At 66.3% G+C, this 15,016-nt stretch carries 14 protein-coding genes; 5 read left to right on the top strand and 9 right to left on the bottom strand.

From position 1 onward, the window contains the following. The first annotated feature begins 180 nt into the window (after window positions 1–180). The 3 genes from A5777_RS14130 (at window position 181) to A5777_RS14125 (ending at window position 4,325) form a co-directional block, all read left to right on the top strand. Window positions 181–1,818 carry a hypothetical protein gene (locus A5777_RS14130; protein WP_064863146.1) on the top strand — a complete coding sequence of 546 codons (1,638 nt, stop codon included), beginning with the start codon at window positions 181–183 and terminating at the stop codon, window positions 1,816–1,818. Between the two features lie 188 nt (window positions 1,819–2,006). Then, complete coding sequence (locus A5777_RS25430) at window positions 2,007–2,585, top strand: AAA family ATPase (protein ID WP_231895068.1); 579 nt, start codon at window positions 2,007–2,009, stop codon at window positions 2,583–2,585. A gap of 3 nt (window positions 2,586–2,588) precedes the next feature. After that, the gene (locus tag A5777_RS14125; RefSeq protein WP_231895067.1) at window positions 2,589–4,325 is read left to right on the top strand and encodes a helix-turn-helix transcriptional regulator; all 1,737 of its coding nucleotides are present in this window, start codon (window positions 2,589–2,591) and stop codon (window positions 4,323–4,325) included. Window positions 4,326–4,352: 27 nt separating this feature from the next. Here the strand turns inward: A5777_RS14125 and A5777_RS14120 are convergent, their stop codons facing one another. Continuing rightward, window positions 4,353–7,199, bottom strand: a complete 2,847-nt coding sequence (locus A5777_RS14120) for an AAA family ATPase (RefSeq protein ID WP_231895066.1) — start codon at window positions 7,197–7,199, stop codon at window positions 4,353–4,355. A gap of 740 nt (window positions 7,200–7,939) precedes the next feature. On the opposite strand from A5777_RS14120, the gene A5777_RS14115 reads away from it, so the two are divergent. Together A5777_RS14115 and A5777_RS14110 are read left to right on the top strand one after the other, a co-directional pair. Next, entirely contained in the window at window positions 7,940–8,518 is a 579-nt protein-coding gene (locus A5777_RS14115) for a hypothetical protein (RefSeq protein ID WP_064863144.1), read from the top strand. Between the two features lie 275 nt (window positions 8,519–8,793). Next, window positions 8,794–9,102, top strand: a complete 309-nt coding sequence (locus tag A5777_RS14110; protein ID WP_156529386.1) for a hypothetical protein — start codon at window positions 8,794–8,796, stop codon at window positions 9,100–9,102. 42 nt (window positions 9,103–9,144) lie between these two features. Here the strand turns inward: A5777_RS14110 and A5777_RS14105 are convergent, their stop codons facing one another. The 8 genes from A5777_RS14105 to ssd all read right to left on the bottom strand — a co-directional run bounded on the left by A5777_RS14105 (window position 9,145) and on the right by ssd (window position 14,622). After that, a complete protein-coding gene (locus tag A5777_RS14105; protein ID WP_064863142.1) occupies window positions 9,145–9,648 on the bottom strand; it encodes a hypothetical protein in 504 nt (167 codons plus the stop codon). 160 nt (window positions 9,649–9,808) lie between these two features. Then, window positions 9,809–10,225: an Rv3654c family TadE-like protein gene (locus A5777_RS14100; RefSeq protein WP_064863141.1), complete on the bottom strand. Its 417-nt coding sequence runs from the start codon at window positions 10,223–10,225 to the stop codon at window positions 9,809–9,811. Then, window positions 10,222–10,599 (bottom strand): TadE family type IV pilus minor pilin, encoded by a 378-nt coding sequence (locus tag A5777_RS14095; protein ID WP_064863140.1) that lies wholly within the window; start codon window positions 10,597–10,599, stop codon window positions 10,222–10,224. Before A5777_RS14095 ends, A5777_RS14100 begins: the two co-directional genes overlap by 4 nt. Before the next feature lies 1 nt (window position 10,600). Further along, window positions 10,601–10,834, bottom strand: coding sequence for a DUF4244 domain-containing protein (locus A5777_RS14090; protein WP_064863139.1), 234 nt, complete (start codon window positions 10,832–10,834; stop codon window positions 10,601–10,603). Between the two features lie 83 nt (window positions 10,835–10,917). Continuing rightward, entirely contained in the window at window positions 10,918–11,526 is a 609-nt protein-coding gene (locus A5777_RS14085; RefSeq protein ID WP_064863138.1) for a type II secretion system F family protein, read from the bottom strand. Beyond that, window positions 11,523–12,353, bottom strand: coding sequence for a type II secretion system F family protein (locus A5777_RS14080; protein ID WP_064863137.1), 831 nt, complete (start codon window positions 12,351–12,353; stop codon window positions 11,523–11,525). The genes A5777_RS14085 and A5777_RS14080 overlap by 4 nt, the downstream gene beginning before the upstream one ends. Next, a complete protein-coding gene (locus tag A5777_RS14075) occupies window positions 12,350–13,564 on the bottom strand; it encodes a TadA family conjugal transfer-associated ATPase (RefSeq protein WP_064863136.1) in 1,215 nt (404 codons plus the stop codon). Before A5777_RS14075 ends, A5777_RS14080 begins: the two co-directional genes overlap by 4 nt. Then, the gene (gene ssd, locus A5777_RS14070) at window positions 13,561–14,622 is read right to left on the bottom strand and encodes a septum site-determining protein Ssd (protein WP_064863135.1); all 1,062 of its coding nucleotides are present in this window, start codon (window positions 14,620–14,622) and stop codon (window positions 13,561–13,563) included. The genes A5777_RS14075 and ssd overlap by 4 nt, the downstream gene beginning before the upstream one ends. Window positions 14,623–15,016 lie beyond the last annotated feature (394 nt).

Raw genomic sequence — 15,016 nt, 5'->3', positions numbered from 1 at the left:
CGTGCGTCGTGTTCCACGTCACAAGCTGAGTCATGCGGCTACCGGCTTGCGCGCATCCCGTCATTCTGCAGTGCGAACGAGGCACTCTCGACGACGGCGCGTCGGGTGGTGGCGGCGCGCTGCAATCGGGTCGCTCGGGGGCGGACGAGGTTCTGGTGCCGCCACTGACAAGGAGTGACCATGAAGAACGTTGTCGTTCGCCCGGGGGTGGGCGCGTTGGCCCTCACGGGAATGTCCATCGCGAGTGCCGCAGTGATTGCAGCCGTCCCGGCAATGAGCCAGGCCGCAACGGTGGCCGCAACCGAGGGGGCAGCGTCGACGACACAGCTCGCCGCGGACACCGCAACCGTCGGCGCACATGCGGTGACCGCCCTGGCCACCGATGCCGACCCGACGCAGATCTACACGGACGCGATCCAGCGCGCACTCACGAACATCACAACGCTGCAGGCCAATTCGCCCGACACAGCACTGCCGATACTGAGCCAGGTGTTGGAGAACCAGCTCAATCTCGTCAAGGGCATCGCCGACGGCGCTGTGCACGGCGAGTGGAAGGCGGGCACCAGCCCCGATTTCGCTGCGCTGTGGAAGCAGGCGACCGAGGCAGCCGGCGGCATCGGTCCAGGACTGTCCGGTGCGGCCCAGGACGTGGCCGACGCGCTGCGCAACGACGTCCCGCCGCTACTCGAAGCGGTCACCGAAGCGCTACGGGCGGGCGACATCGAGTCGGCGATGAACAACATGCTGATGGTGGCGGTGGTTCCGATCTTCGCGGCAGTCAACCCATCAGGCCCACTGCTACCTGCGTTGCAGAAGATCCTCGATGTGCCATTCGACCTGGGTCTGTCACTCGTGGGGGCGATCCCCAACGACCAGATCAGCACTGCTCTGGCCGAACCGTTCAACGCAGGCAAGCGGGTCGTCGGCCAGCTCCAAGAGGTCGCTCTGTTCGCGGGCATGGGCATCATCAGCCCATTGGGCGGCGGAATCGGAGCCCTCGGGCACGCGATTCAGACCGTCGCCGACGGCGTCGCAGCGGGAGACGTCTCCGCCGTCGCGACTGCACTGCTGCAGGCCCCGGGTGTCATGCTCGACGGCCTCCTCAACGGCGGCTACGGCCCCAGTGTCGGCGACATGATTGGCCTCGGTGATTATCCGGTGATCAACGGCGGACTGCTGGGTCCGAAACTCGACATCACGTTCGACGACGGCGAGCTCAAGATCTTCCTACCGGGCGCACTCGGTGCGCTCCAGTACATCCAGCAGCGGATCGCCGGAGTCCTGGCACCAGAGGAAGCAACGACCGCCTCGTATACCGTCGACGCGTCGTCGGTCACCAGCGCGCCGATCGTCAGCGCCACGGCTTCGAAGACGACAGAGAAGGCCCCGAGCGCAACGGATCTCGCGGAGTCGACAACCCCTTCGGAACCCTCGGACTCCGAATCCTCCGAGGCAGCGCCGGGTGAGAGCGTGGCGGGTGATGTAGTGGCAGGTGACGCGACGGGCACGGGCGGCGCCTATGCACCTGCCACCGGCGGCCTAGACACGGCTGGAGTGGACACGGCCGAAGCGACAGGCAACTCGCCCGCAGTCGACCCCGGCGCGACGAGCGGCACCGAAACAGGCGGCACGGGTTCTGCCGACACGAGCCCTACAGCCAACGGTTCTGCTGACGCCGGCTCTGCGGGCGCCGACACCGGAGGAGCTTCGAGTTCCGGCGCCACCGCCTCGGCGGACTCCGACTCCACGTCCTCACCGTCGTCGGCATCGGCATCGAGCAGCAACGCGTCGTCGACTAGCGGTTCCGCCTCGAAGTAGCAGTTCCAAGAACAACGCGGCGCCCACTACCACCACGGTCGTGGGCGTCGCTGTGTTCTGCCAGCCGGGCACGGCTTGACGTGCCGACTCCGACTTCGGGCAACCCGGACATCTGGGCGCCGCGTAGGTGAGCTACATTTCTCTTTGTACTCGGAAGTAACTTAGCTCACAGGGGAGGTTCAGCAGCAGTGGTGTCACACGCCCTGACGGCGCGCGACCGACTCCTCGGATCACTGGGCGCATTCGTCTCGTCGCCGACCGACCATTCGGTAGCGCTCGTCGGCGAACCGGGAACCGGGCGCACCGCGCTGCTCGCCGCGGCCGAACGTATGGCGTCTGACGCCGGATACCGACTCGCACGACTGAACACGCGCGCAGGCTCCGAGTCGGTTCTGACCGAACTGGCAGCCCACCTCCGAGAATCCGCCACCTCCGAGCACCACTCGGGCATCGTCACAAACGACAACGCCGACGATCCGCGACAGACGTTGCTCAGCCTTGCCCGCCGGCCGCGATCCCACTCGCTTCTCATCGGACTCGACGACGCCGATCGGCTCGACGACGATGCCGCACAAACACTCTCGTACCTGAGTCGACGGCTGACCGGCAGCAGCGTCAAGCTCGTCACCACCTGCGTGCCGGGTGTCGCGGGTCTTCCCAGCCATGCGGTCGACGTCGCACTCGCGGTCCATCCGCTCGACGCAGCGGCGTCTGAAGACTTTCTGCGCCTGCACTTTCCGAGTCTCGATTCCGATGATCGTCGTTGAATCGTGCGTCGCGGAGACGGCCGGCCTCGCGAACTGGTCCGCGCGGGCTATCTCGCCATCGCTTCGACCGAGGCCCCACCATCGACGAGCGACCACACATCACTCGGGCTCGACCACGACGACGTCGCAGACCTCCTACAGCGATCCGCTGCTCAGGCCCTTCGCCACGGCGACTCCCATACAGCGGCACACACATTCCGCCTCAGCGCCGCACACACCACAGAGCCGCCTGCCAAGGCTCGACGGCTCGCCGCGGCGTCGGCCCTGGTATCCGCGGTGAGCGCCGATATCCCCACCGCCAGCGCACTTCTCGACGAAGCGGTGAGCATCGACACCGCGGCGACACGCTCACTCGAGGCGGTCGTCGCGCGCTCGTATCTGTCAGCAACAGCCCCGGAGTCGATCCGCGAAGCGCAACGGACTTTTGCACGAGCGATTCGCGCACATCCTTCGGAACCGGGCGATCGCATTCTCGACGATGCACTCTGGTCGCACTATCAGCTGTGCCATCTCGACGATCGGCCGGAACACTGGTCGGAATTCACCTCCCTGGTAGGCCAGCATGCGGCGATAGCGCCTGAGTGGGCACTGATTGCGGCGCAAACACTTTCACCCGACCGCGCATCGCATGCACACCTCGATACTCGACTCGACCGGCTGATCGACACCCTACAACACTCAGCCGATAGCGCAGATGTGGTGCGCAGCGCATTTGTCGCGACGTCGCGCAGCAGCAGCTACTGGTGGCGTGCCGCGTTGCATCGCGTATGTAGCGACCCCCGCTCGTCGGTCACCTCGTCGGTCTGCGCCGCTTGGATGCTCGGCTCCCACTATCTCGGCGCCGGACGTTGGGACGAGGCACAGCGGATTCTCGACGGCGGGATAGCCCTGTGCCGGAAGTCGGGCTTGCAACTCTACGCACAGGCATATCTGGTCAGCGCACGAAAACTGTTGTCGGCGTACCGCGGAGAGCTGCTCACGCCATCGGTTGCCTCACTCGCTGTACCCGAGTGGATATCCAAGGGGGTTGGCGTCGCCCGACACCATGGGCACCTCCAGGCAGTCACAGCTCTCGGTGCAGGCAATCCGCGGAGCGCGCTACGCATCTTCCGCGCATCGAAACATGGGCCCGCCGACGTCATCACTCGCGGCGACCGCGCCATCATCGACCTTGCCGAGGCCGCCGCCGAATGCGAATCACCTTCGGCAACAGTGGCGGTGGCGCAGGCATTGACCGCAGTCGGCCATGGGCCCGATCTCCGGCTCGCTTTCCTGCGCGCGGGTTCGTATGCGATCGTCACCGACGATGTCGAGGCATATCGCTCTGCGATCGCAACGCCCGGCGCAGACCGATGGCCGTTCGACGTGGCGCGAGTGCGCTTGCATTTCGGGCGTCGGTTGCGCATGAACGGCCTCGGTCGCGCCGCGAGAGAAGAACTCTACCAATCTCTCTCGACGTTCACCGTGCTCGGCGCCGACCACTGGTCTGCCCGAACCGCCGATGAACTACGGTTGCTCTGCGAGTCGGTCACCACCTTCACGCCGCCTCGTCGATCCCCACAGATCTCCGCCACGGCACACCGCATCGCCGAGATGGCCGCCTCGGGGATGTCCAACCGTGCCATCGCATCTCAGATGGGTATCGCGCCGAGTACGGTGGGCAGTCATCTCTCGCACGTATACCGCACCGTCGGAGTGAGATCCCGTACGGCGCTGCGTGATTGCGCGCTCTTCGCCTGACCTGTCGGTCGTACGATTACCGCGCTCTCATCTCGGGACTGCGAGCACCTCGCGCAGTTCCACCCGCGACGTCACACCCAATTTGGCGTAGATCCGATACAGATGATTGCCGACGGTCCGATGCGAGATGTCGAGTCGTTCCGCGACAGCCTTGTTGGTCAGGCCCGACGCCACCATGTCTGCGATACGTCGTTCATAGGCGGTCAACTCCGAGTCTGCCGCCGTCGCGTTGCGTGTCGGGGCAGTGGCGTCGAGTTCCGCCTCTGCGCGCGTAGCCCACGGCGTCGCACCGAGTTCGACGAACGTCGACAACGCAGCTCGCAGTTGCCTCCTCGCGGCAACGAGCTCCTGCTTGCGTCTCAGTTCCATGCCGTAGGTGTACTGAATACGCGCGTACTCGAAGACCCACTGATCGGAACCGGGCACCGCCAGCGCCTCCTCGAAGAGGCGACCCGAGTCGTCGTCGCTGATCATCGCCCGGCATGCCAGCGTAATCATGTTCAGTCGCGGTGAGATTCGGTCGAGCCGGGCTTCCTCGATGGCGGCGACATGCGCTCGCGCATCGTCGCCTCGACCGGTGCGTGTCGCCGATCGGACCAGATCCAATGCGATCATTCCCGACATCGAGACGTACGGTCCGAGCTGACCCACCGGACTGACCGCCGTCGCGTGGATGTACACCGAACCCACATCTCCGCGCCCACCTGCGACCATCGTCCACAGATGTTCGGCGAACCGGACGAGCACGAAGGCACGCCGCGGTAGTGCCCACGCACGCATGCGTGCCGCGAGTTGCTCCACCACATCGACCTCGCCACGAACCGCGGCAACCATGCCGAGCAGATAGTCGGCGAGCCAGCCGAGGTGATCGTGGCCGTCGACGTCGCAGACCGCCTTGGCCCGCTGAGCCAATTCTGTTGTGGTGGACCATCGCCCACGGTGGAACCCGTCCTGAGCCAGCTGCAACATCGCCCACACCGCCGCGATCGACGGCCTGCTCGCTACGTCGCGGCGGGTGTCTACGCCGCCGATCAGTTCGTCGAGTACCGCACGACACTCATCGATCCGGTCGAATGTCGCAGCCATCTCGGCGATCTCACCGACCCAGAGCGGAGAATGGTCGACCGACAACCCGGCGATCAGCGCGTCCAGAGTTGTCTGCTGAGCGACCGACAACGTCGACGGCCCCTTCCAGAGTGCCGCCACAAGTCCGAGCGCAGAGGACGCTTCGGGAGCGACCTCGTCGACGACCCGCCGATACCCCTCCCACAACTCCGCGCGCCCACCGAGCCAACACAACTCGCGCAACGCCTCGACGGCTTCGACGACCACCGGATCGTCGGGGTCATGCGGCGCAGTACGTTCGAACGCATCCATCAGCATCCGGTAGGCAGTGTCGACGTCGCCGTCGTCATCGATGACGATGACCGCCGACGCGGCGAGTGCGTCGGTGATCGAGTTCTCGAAATGTCGCTGGCCTGTCTGCATTCCGACGAACATCTCCGCCGCCGCGCCACGATCGACGCGTGCGGCAACCTGCGTTGCGCGGGCCAGTCGTCGGTGACGCTCCCGGGGATCACCACTGAGCTCGACGGCCCGTCGGAGCCGGTCCAGCCCCGATCGCCACTCGCCTGTGCACAGATCCGCTTCCGCGGCCACTTCGAGTTGAGCTGCCAGAGCGTCGTCGAATGTGGTTCTTCCCGTTGACATATCGGGTGTGATTCCAGCCGAGCACTGCGGAACTCGCGCGAGTGACCGATACGCCGACGATCGCTCGTCGTCGGTCGCCGCGCTCATCAGCGCCGATCCGATGAGCGCTGGGGTGAAGTGAACTCGCGGCGGACGTGCCGACGGTGACTCGCCGTTGGCGACGCTCAGTTCGATGAGTCCCGCCGTGATCGCCGGGGTGACGACGTCCGAGCAGGTGCGACTGCCGAGCGTCGCGAGGAGATCAGCGATCGGAACGTCGGGAGCCAGCGCGTGCATCAACAGCAGGCGTCGCGTCGCGGCCGGAAGGTCGGGAATCTCGGGAACGAGTCTGTCGCGCAACACAGTTGACATCGGGATTACCGGCGGCAACGACGACGAACCGTCGATCTGGTCGTAGCGTAGTTCGGCGGGCAACGCACGCAGGGCGAGCGGATTGCCTTCGGCGAGTGCCAGGACTCGGCGCCTCACGTCGGGCGCCATACTCGGATGGTTCAGCGGGAGCAGCGTCGACGCGGCGTCGCCATCGAGCGGCCCGACATCGATGATCGTGCTCGGGCCGAACTCACACTGCGTGTGCGCAGGAGCGGTTGCCACGATGGCGACACGTGGTATCCGCGCCATCACGAGCGCCTCGAGCACCGCCGCCGAGCTCTCATCCGCGTGATGGAGATCGTCGACGACGATCACGACCGGTGCGCGAGTAGACATCTCGTCAACCAGGGAGACGGCCGCGCTCGCCAATACTGCGGGCGTTGGTGTTTCTCCGGCGTCGAGTCCGAGAGCGAGACGAAGCGTCGAGACATGCTGTGACGCAACCTGTGTCGGCCCATCGACGAGATTCAGCAGAAGCACCTGCAGAAGCGCATTGGAGAGGGACTGCTCGAAGGCGACCGCACGTCCGAGCAACACCGACGCCCCGGCTTTGCCCGCACCATCTGCTGCGGCAGTCACCAGCGCCGTCTTGCCGACGCCCGGTTCGCCGCGGACCAGGACGACTCCGGTGCCACCTGCGAACACGGAGTCAATGACATCGGCGAGTTCACGTTGCTCACGTTCGCGGCCGAGCAACGCTCCGCGACGCACTGGCCCATTGGGCTCTGTGCGGTCGCCGGAACGCTCCGCGACGCATTCGGCCGACACCCGATCATCTCCCGTGGGCAACACTGCCCGTAACGAACTCAACAGACGAGAGCGGACCGGACCGGCACTCCCCGCAGAACGCCCGACCGCTGGTCACGACTTTATCGTCAGGCCGCTGCACTGGCGTCGGCGGGCATGGAGTCTCTGGACGTGGAGTCTTCGGACGTCGAGTCGACGGACGTGCTGTCTGCCGTGTCACCGATCTGGGTGATGTTGTCGACGACGCTGTTGACCACCTAATCGTGGAACTCGGCAGCACTTCCGGTGATCGCGGTGGGCGCGGCAGGCGCGCTGAGGGCGGCACGGTTCGGCTGCGGCGACTGCGGCGACCGCCGCCGCGGCGTGCGCAGACGGGGCTGTCGCGATCGTGACGGCGCTGGCCAATGCACCTGTCGCCGCGATTCCCGCGCCGATTCGGTTCCGTGTGTGAGAGCGGCTCATGACGTCCGTGTGCGTGACTTCTCCTAGACCCTGGATTTCGAACGGCTGTGGATTCCAACGGCTGTGGATTCGGGCGGTGTCGATTCGATCTGCCGAACGCATGCCGACAACGCTCGCCGCCGAAGTCTCAGAGAACTCTCAGGCAGTATCGGGCGAATGGCGAAAGCTCTGGCAAAACTACTCAGCGTGGACGCCTGACCAGTGACGTCTCGGTGGTAACTCACCCCAGGTCAGGCGCGGGTGAGGCCGGGCCGCGGCACGTCGAATTCGACGAATCCGGCCACTACCGCCTGTCACAGACTGTTCTCAGGGATACTTGAACGATGCATGAGGGGACCCCCGATCGCGTGACTCCGTCGCCGCTCATTACCCGTGCGCGTCCAGCGTTCTTCCTACTGGCGCGTCCGACGGGATCGGCCGACACTCTGCCCGCGTCGATCGGCGAGCCGGACGTGTTCTACTCCGAGGCGCAGGCGCTCGATGCACTCGACATCCACTTCGCCTGGTGTGCCGCCCGTTTCGACGCCGACGTCGTCGACAATGCGCAGTGGTACCTGCAGAGCGCGATGGTCGGTCCACGCATCGCCACGGCGCTCGGCGAGGTCTACCTCGCGGCCGACACCGACACCGGCGAGGTCCACGCCGCCGCAGGTGCGTTCCTCACCGAGGGCGAGGTGGTGCACTGGGCACCATTCGTCGACGCGGTGGCACCACGCATTCCGAACAGCCGCATCTCGAGCACCAACATTCTCGACGGCCCCAGCCCCAAGTCCGGGCCGGGCCGACTCCGACTCGCCTACCGCGGCGACGCCGAGGTCTCGTTCTCCCAGGTCTGGTTCGCCCCGATGGATTCGACACGGGTGTACCCCAAACGCATTCACATCGGCGACGACGCTCTCTGAGTTCCACTGCTCGAGCCCCGTCGACCTCGTGGCGGCCGTTCAGCCGAATGACCTGGTGTCACGTCACCGCGTTTCGCTGCGATAGTCGGTCAGAGGCCCACGCTTCGTCCGATTGAGTCACGATCGCCTGGTGACGTCCTCATCGGATCGAGTACCCATCGGGTCCAGTCATCGAGAGGAGCGGTCATGCGCATCGATCTACCCGAGACCCGACGACAGCGGACACGGCTTGCGAAGGTGTGCGTACCGGCGCGTGGGAGGGTCACACGCGAGACATGAACCTCAACGCCGACGGCACCGGCGACATGTCGGTATCGACCGGCGCCGCCGACGGCGAGAAGTGGGCTCTCACCTGGAGCACTGACTCCAGCGGAGTCACCATGACGCTGTGCGATCAGATCTCGAAGCACGGCGAAGGTCTGGGAGATAACTTGATGCACGCCGGCGTGGTCTATCACGTTGTGCTGGTGAAGGATTCACAAGCCGTCACCTATATGCAGATGGCCGGCTTCACCTCCGCCCAGCACTCACTGACCTGGTGCAACCCGGACAAGTACGGGTACTCGCGGGAGTGCGGAGCCTGATCAGGCCACGCAACATCAGCGACCCTTGCGGGGGATAGCGAATTACGCGCCGCAGTCGCGGGCGTAATCGTCTTTGCGGCAGAACGCAATCGAGTCCTGGCCGGGATGCAGCGACATCAACAGGACCGTGTGTCCTTCTCGTTTACCCAGCGCGCCCTCAAACGACTTTCCGGCGCCCAGTAGTCCATAGCTGCCCTGACCCAGCTTCTTGGTCTGCGTCTTGACCTCAGTCAGGATGCCGCAGTCGGGGAACACCGTGGTCTTCTGCGCCTTCCAGGCCAACGTCCACGTCTCGCTGTTCGACGCACCGCTGCCGAGTGTGATGGTTCCGGAACCGTTGTCGCGCAGATCGATCGCTCGCCCGTGCCCAACCCACTGTCCCGTGTACGGCGCACGATCCGAGCATGCCGAGGTCGGCGCCGACGATGCAGGGGGTGCCGCGTACCGCGGGTCCTTGGTCCCTCCTGCGTGTGCGGCAGCGGGCATCGACAGGACCACCGCGGCAGCACAGAGTGCAGCAGCGCCGGCGGAACGGGAGAACTTCATGGACGACCTCCGAGATTCGGACGAACGAGACAGTGGTGCGCCACTGGACGGTACCCAGCCCGATGCTGCATCGATGTAACTCGATCGGGTGAAAGCCGTCATTTGAGTACGAACGGACTACACGGACCGGCGCCTGACGGTGTCGCGGGTCGGGAAGTAGTCACGGGCCCTCTGCCGGGCCGGCTCGCGCCCGCGCCGACGCTGCTCGGACCCCCAACGCCCCCAGGGACACCGACACACGCACACCGACCACGACGTCCTCACCGACGACCGCGCACTCGAACACCTCCGCCCGCGGCCGCTGCTCGGCGGTGAGCGACTTGGCCGTGGCACACGGGTCAGCCCGCGCCGCAACATGATCGGCCGCCGCGGCCAATGCGGCGAGATCGGCGGCCGACTGCGCCCGATGACGAGCCAGCGTCGCCGCACCCACATAGATGACCAGCACGATCAGGGCTGCGATACCCGCGATTGCCCCGGCCGCGGCCACGGTGGCGTAGCCGCCCTCATCGCGGAGAAGTCGAGTGAAGCGTGAATCCCGCTGCGTCCGCGCCCCACCCGACCGGCGACAGGTCACCGCATCACCCCCGGCGCGACGTCGACCTGGTCGGCACCATCGGGCTCAGGGACGGCGACGGCCCGCGCAGACAATGTCAGACCCGGCACCATCGGCGCTCCGCGACGGACCTCGACGACGATCCGATCTGCCTGCGCCGCAACAGAGATCTGCGCACCCGGCACGATCTGCTCGCCTGCGGCGCGGGCATTATCGTCACCCGCGGCCGTCAGCCGAGCGACCTCGCGGGCGGCGTCGGCACAACGGACCTGAGTGGTTACCGCCATGACCACACCCACCGCGAGAATCACCACGATCACGACAGCCGAAATCGCGTACGCTCCCTCGATCGTGACCATCCCCGACTCGTCGTCGATAATCCGTCGCGGCCGCATCTCAACCCACCGACGTGTTGAGCGCCTTGGTGATGATCCCGGTCAGAGCGCTGACAATGTTGTCGCCACTGACCACCGTGTACAAGATCGCCCCGAACGCTGCGGCCGCAATCGTGCCGATTGCGTACTCCGCGGTGCTCATGCCTTCGTCGTCGGTCATCAATCTGGTCAGGTTCGCGTTGGTACGAACCGTGATTCGTTCGAATCCGCTTCGGGTCGCGTGGAGAATCTTCATGATGTGCCTTTCGGTTGAGGTGAAACTGATTGGTGCTGCACTGCTTTGACGTTGAGAACCCACGAAGAGATCCATCGAGTCTTCTAAAGACCGGAGAGTGTTGAGCCCGCGAGGCCGATCACAACCGGGACGATGCCGAGACACACGAACGCGGGGAGAAAACACAGGCCGAGCGGACCGCTCACCAGCACCCCTGCCCGCTCGGCACGAGCATGCGCGTCGTCGTGCGCTCGACGTCGGGTTTCGGTGGCGAGCTCACCCACCTGGGCCGACAGCGCCGACCCCGCACGAGCTGATCGCCGAGCGAGCATCGACAACTGCTCGAAATACTCGGTGTCGGAGGGTTTTCGGCGTGCTGGTCGAACTCCAAGTGGCGTCGACCACGCACGTTCGGGCTCGGCGCCGAGCTCGAGTAGCTCCGCCGTAGCGGTCAGCGGCTCCGCCAACGCCGTCGGTGCTGTCTGTGCGACGGCGAGTGCGGAGGCGGGGACCGTGAGACCTGCGCGCAGACACACTGCGAACAGGTCGAGGCCCGCGGCGATGGCAAACGGATCGTCGACCTCACGGTGCTTTCCGAGCCACCGCGCTTCGCCCGAGGGACGATCAGGCGGCTCGACGACCCGATACAGCAGCCACCGCCGCGGCGGCAGGATCAACACCGCTGCAGCGAGTAGCAGCATCGACATCGTCATCCGCGCACCACTTTGTCGGTGATCCGTTCGGTCCACACCATGCCCGCAGCGACCAGCGCCGTGCCGATCACCAGCAGCATGCCGCCGAGACCCCCGCCGAGCAGCACCTGGATCGGGCGCGCGCCCGTCGCCTGACCCAGCCCTATCCCGAGGAGCGGAAGTCCTGCCAGCACAACGGCAGTCGCGCGCGGCCCCGCAAGGCCGGCGCGCGTGCGCTCGGTGAACGCGCGTCGCGCGGCGAGGTCGGCGCGCAACGACTCGAGCAACTCCCCCATCGGGACGCCCGAGTGCTCCGCGGTTCGCCACGCGACGGCGATCCGGCGCCAGGACTGACCCGCAGAATCCGAACCAGATCCCTGCCCCCGGCTCTCAGACGCCCCATCGACGACGACGCTCCCCCCGAGTTCGGCTCGTGCGGCCAACACGGTCAGCCCTTCGGCCACCTCCGATGGATCATCCCTACCCTCCGAGATCTCGCGGGCTGCAACGGCACATGCGCGGGCGGGCGGAGCTCCCACCGACAGCTCGGCGATCATCAGCGCCAGAGCGGTCAACATCTCGTCGCGCTGAACCTCGTGCCCGGCCGCACGACGTCTTCGCCGACGGAGCCAGACGACCAGCGCCACCACGATCGACGCCGCCACCGCACCCGCGATCCCTCCGACGAGCAGCGCCACCAGCGGCGCACAGACCAACCCACAAGCGCTCGGCTGCAACTGTGTCCATCGCGTGGCCGCCGTCCCGGTCAACATCGACACGCGATGCTCGACCCGACTCGTCGGCCACCACATCACCCCAATCGCAAGCGCCGCCAACACGATGCTCATGTGCGCTCCTCGACCAACGCGTCGAACTCCGCGCGGTGCTCGGTGAATCCACTGTTTCGCAGCCAAACCGGCAGGATCGTCACCCATCCATCGGCGTTCCGGGATACCATCCCGACTTCGACGATCCCCCGCGCTCCACCGGCTGTACGGCTGACCCCGACAACGATTCGGACGGCGGCCGCGAGCTGTGAGTGCAATGCTTCTCGGTTCATTCCCCCAAGTGCCGCAAGCGCTTCCATACGAGCAGGAACCTCCGAGGTCGAGTTGGCGTGCAACGTCCCGCCGCTCCCTTCATGGCCCGTGTTGAGTGCGGTGAGAAGGTCGATGACCTCGGCACCGCGAACCTCCCCGACGATGATGCGGTCAGGTCGCATCCGCAGCGCTTGTCGAACCAGGACACGTACCGGAACCTCGCCCATCCCTTCGACATTCGACGTTCGTGCGACAAGACGCACCACATGTGGATGTGTCGGGGCGAGTTCCAACGCATCCTCGACGCACAGCACCCGATCAGTCGGGGCCATGGCACCGATCAACGCGTTCAGCAGAGTCGTCTTGCCCGACCCGGTTCCGCCGACGATGAGAAAGGCGAGACGTGCGGCGACCGTCGCTTCGAGCACCTCGACCAACTCGGGCGGGACCGCCCCCGACGCGATCAGTCCCGCCATATCCATTCCGGCCGTGCGCAATACCCGCAGAGAGATACATGTGCCGTCCGCGGCCAGCGGAGGGATAACCGCGTGGAGCCGCACGGTGAGTCCGCGTCTGCCGAGCGACGTGAGCTGGGCGTCGACCCACGGTTGCGCGTCGTCGAGACGTCTGCCGGCGCCGAGCGCCAGCCGGCCAGCGAGTCGTCGAACGGCCGCATCGTCGTCGAAGGTGATACCAGTCGGTTCGAGACCACTGCCGCGATCGACCCAGACCCGCTGCGGTCCGACGACGAGCACGTCGGCGACGCCGGGTTCGGCGAGCAGTACCTCGAGTCGTCCCGCGCCGGTCAGTTCGGTCTGCAGATGCCGCAGTGCCGCAAGCAGATCGGTGTCGCCGAGAACCCCACCCGACTCCGCGCGAATCGCCTCCGCGATGACCGCGGCCGTCGGTTCGGCCGACTCCTTGGCGAGGCGCTCACGCACCCGGTCGATCAGAGCGTCGTCGGATGTCGCGGTCGCCGCCTGCACGCGTGAACTTCGCTGTGCCGCAGTACTACTCATGACACCGCAGCCTGGGCGTCGGTAAATCGCGAGTACACGGCCGACGCCGCCCGCCCCAACGGACTGCGCGGCGCGACCCGCAGACGTCCTGCTTCGAGACGCATGGCCAGGCGCGGGTCGGGCCGGCACGCGGCGATCAACGGCACACCGACCGCTTCGGCGATCTGCGCTGCCCGCAACCCGCCGGGAGACGGCCCACGGATCACGAGTTCGACGCGCGGGCACGCCGGCAGCAATCGAGCGATCAGCAGACGCGCGGCGGCGGTACCTGCGACGGTCGGAGTGGTCACCACCACCACCAGTTCGGCCGACTCGGCCACTGCGCGCACCACGGGGGTGTCGGCGCGCGGGAGATCCGCGATCACCAGGTCGCCGTGCGCACGACCGGCGTCTACCGCTGCGAGCACAGGGCCACGCGAAAGCGACCGGATGTCGTCACGCCTCCCGGTGACCAGCGCAAGCCTGTCGTTATACCGCGGCAACGCATTTCGGAGCGACGCACCGCTGACCGCACCCTCGTCGAAGGAAAGGTCTTGCCAGCGGAGCCCTTCGCGCGCTTCCACGCCGAGCGTGAGATCCAATCCGGCCCCGAGCTCGTCGATGTCGAGGAGCAACACCCGCTCGCCGCTGTCGACGGCTGCCAGCGCACTCGCCACGGCGAGCGTCGACGCTCCAGCCCCGCCGTGCGCCGGAATGAACGCCAATGCTCCTGCTTGGCGCGATGCCGGCAGTCTCAGTTCGGTGAGAATCCGCACCAGGTGGGACTCATCGTCGGGGAGCACAGCCGAATCGACGGCGCCGAGATCGAGCGCACCACGCCACGTCGCAGAGGCGGGTTCGACGTCGGAGATCAGCACGACGCCACCGCGCCTTGGCAGCGAGCTCTGTGCGAGCGTGGCGACAGCGGGCGGATCGAGCACGACCGCACGAGTTCTCAACCAATCCCGCCGGCACTCACGCGTGTCACCGGGGATCAGCCGATAGCCCGCTGCGGCAGCGCACCGGGCAACGTCGTCGTGCAAGTGTTCGGCCACAAGGGCGAGGAGGTCGTCGGACATGAACTGAGCATGCGTCGCACCGCCGACCGGTACGCCCTGCTACCGCGATGCGTGGGCGCATCTGGGGACAGAGGCTTCCTTGTGGATGAGCGCCGCACGCGCAACGCAGCTCACCCGGCGAGTGTCGACGCAGCGGGATTTACTATGATGAATTATCGGTGCGATGGTGTACGCTAGGCACGTCTAACGCACCGGATCGACGCGGCGAGACCGTCTTGACGCGGCCAGACCGTCCAGCCCAGAGAGCAACCCAGCCCGGTTGCCGACAAAGAAGAGACCCCCAGACAGAGGACAACCCCGGCCAGGGGGGGAGGGGGCCGGGGTTGTCGCGTTTCAGCCCCGGGGGGTCGGGCTGAAAGGCGCCGGTTCAATAAAGAACCTGTTCTCACCGACT

The organism is Gordonia sp. 852002-10350_SCH5691597 (genome assembly GCF_001665715.1).
In the GTDB taxonomy this organism is placed as follows: Bacteria; Actinomycetota; Actinomycetes; order Mycobacteriales; family Mycobacteriaceae; genus Gordonia; species Gordonia sputi.
Note: the sequence above shows the minus strand (reverse complement) of the source record. Positions and strands in the feature narration are given on the sequence as shown.

What these genes read in the sequence shown, in the direction of transcription:
- A5777_RS14130 (WP_064863146.1), top strand. Translation starts at nt 181, where the DNA reads ATGAAGAACGTTGTCGTTCGCCCGGGGGTGGGCGCGTTGGCCCTCACG.
- A5777_RS14085 (WP_064863138.1), bottom strand. Translation starts at nt 11,526, where the DNA reads ATGACGATGTCGATGCTGCTACTCGCTGCAGCGGTGTTGATCCTGCCG.
- A5777_RS14095 (WP_064863140.1), bottom strand. Translation starts at nt 10,599, where the DNA reads ATGCGGCCGCGACGGATTATCGACGACGAGTCGGGGATGGTCACGATC.
- ssd (WP_064863135.1), bottom strand. Translation starts at nt 14,622, where the DNA reads ATGTCCGACGACCTCCTCGCCCTTGTGGCCGAACACTTGCACGACGAC.
- A5777_RS14105 (WP_064863142.1), bottom strand. Translation starts at nt 9,648, where the DNA reads ATGAAGTTCTCCCGTTCCGCCGGCGCTGCTGCACTCTGTGCTGCCGCG.
- A5777_RS14110 (WP_156529386.1), top strand. Translation starts at nt 8,794, where the DNA reads ATGAACCTCAACGCCGACGGCACCGGCGACATGTCGGTATCGACCGGC.
- A5777_RS14075 (WP_064863136.1), bottom strand. Translation starts at nt 13,564, where the DNA reads ATGAGTAGTACTGCGGCACAGCGAAGTTCACGCGTGCAGGCGGCGACC.
- A5777_RS14080 (WP_064863137.1), bottom strand. Translation starts at nt 12,353, where the DNA reads ATGAGCATCGTGTTGGCGGCGCTTGCGATTGGGGTGATGTGGTGGCCG.
- A5777_RS14090 (WP_064863139.1), bottom strand. Translation starts at nt 10,834, where the DNA reads ATGAAGATTCTCCACGCGACCCGAAGCGGATTCGAACGAATCACGGTT.
- A5777_RS14115 (WP_064863144.1), top strand. Translation starts at nt 7,940, where the DNA reads ATGCATGAGGGGACCCCCGATCGCGTGACTCCGTCGCCGCTCATTACC.